We start from the raw sequence: 1,429 nt of genomic DNA, 5'->3' as shown, positions 1-1,429 counted from the left end.
AGGAGTCTCAATGACGGAGTCAAGCCGTCTGCGTGACCGGCGGAGTGGGGGTGAAGACCCGATTGTCTCGCAGCAGCGCCCACAGGACGCTTGCCCGGCGGCGAGCCAGAGCGATCACAGCCTGGACGTGCTTGAGCCCTTCACCGCGCTTCTTGAGGTAGAAGTCCCGGTTCGGCCCTTCGCGCATCATGCTGGTCTGCGCGGACATGTAGAACACCCGTCGCAGGCGGCGGCTGTAGCGCTTGGGCCGGTGCAGGTTGCCGGTCCGGCGGCCGGAGTCACGTGGGACGGGTACCAGTCCGGCTGCCGAGGCCAGGTGGCCGGCGTCTGCGTAAGCGGACAAGTCACCGGCGGCGACAACGAACTCCGCACCGAGTATCGGGCCCATGCCGGGCAAGGACTCGATGATCTCCGCCTGCGGATGGTCGCGGAAGGTCTCTCGTATCTGCCGGTCGATCCGCTTAAGACGGTCGTCCAGGGCCAGGATCTGGGCGGCCAGGTCGGCGACGATCTGCGCCGCCACATCCTCGCCGGGAAGCGCGGTCTGCTGGGCCTGAGCCGCTTCCAAGGCGCCGGCCGCGACCGCGTCGGCTCCGCGAACGCTCCGGTTGGCCAGCCAGGCCGTCAGCCGTGCCCGCCCGCGGCGCCGGATGCCGGCCGGGGTCTGGCAGCCGGTCAGCAGGACGAGCGCCCCCTTGTGGCTGCTGTAGTCGAAGGCCCGTTCCAGAGCGGGGAAGATGCCGGTCAGCACGTCTCGCAGGCGGTTGATCATCCTGACCCGGTCGGCCACGAGGTCGGCACGGTGGGCGGTCAGCAGTGCGAGGTCGGCGGCCAGCTGGGCGGGCACGTCGATCGCGGCGAAGTCGCTGCGGTGGCGGGCGGTCTCGGCGATGACGTAAGCGTCGCGCGCGTCGGTCTTGGCCTCGCCCCGGTAGGCGCCCGACATGCGGTTGACCGTGCGGCCGGGCACGTAGACGGCCTGCTGGCCGTGGGCCGCGAGAAGGCCCAGCAGCAGCGCGGAGGAGGTGCCGGAGATGTCCACCGCCCAGTGGACCGCTCCGGCCAGGTCCAGGATTTCGTTGAGCGCGGTCAGGATCGCCGACTCGTCGTTATCGATCTTCTTCGACCACAAGGTCGCGCCGGTTTCGTCGACCACGGCCGCCCAGTGATGGCCCTTGCCTGCATCGATTCCGGCCCAGACCCGGGCCCGCCGCTCACTCATCCGCCCCTCCTCGTTCCGCACAACGTGACATCGGCCCGAGGAACACCCCGCCGGCATCTCCGTAAACAGCGACCGCACGAGGCGCGCACATCTCAATCAGCAGCCAGGGCGCCCCGGAGAGCCGGGCGGCCACTCCTCGCGAGCCACGACTGGCAGAGAGCTATCAGCCACACCCGGCCCTCCCGGGCCGCTTAACAACTTACGGAG

The 1,429-nt window shown here is 69.7% G+C and carries 1 protein-coding gene; it reads right to left on the bottom strand.

Annotated elements, in window-relative coordinates:
- Window positions 1–19: 19 nt before the first annotated feature.
- On the bottom strand, window positions 20–1,222 hold the full coding sequence (locus tag GPJ59_RS36200) for an IS110 family transposase (protein ID WP_219672354.1): 1,203 nt from the start codon (window positions 1,220–1,222) through the stop codon (window positions 20–22).
- Window positions 1,223–1,429: the final 207 nt, after the last annotated feature.

This window comes from Streptomyces bambusae, from assembly GCF_019400985.1.
Lineage (GTDB): Bacteria > Actinomycetota > Actinomycetes > Streptomycetales > Streptomycetaceae > Streptomyces > Streptomyces bambusae_A.
This window is presented reverse-complemented; position numbering and strand designations above follow the sequence as displayed.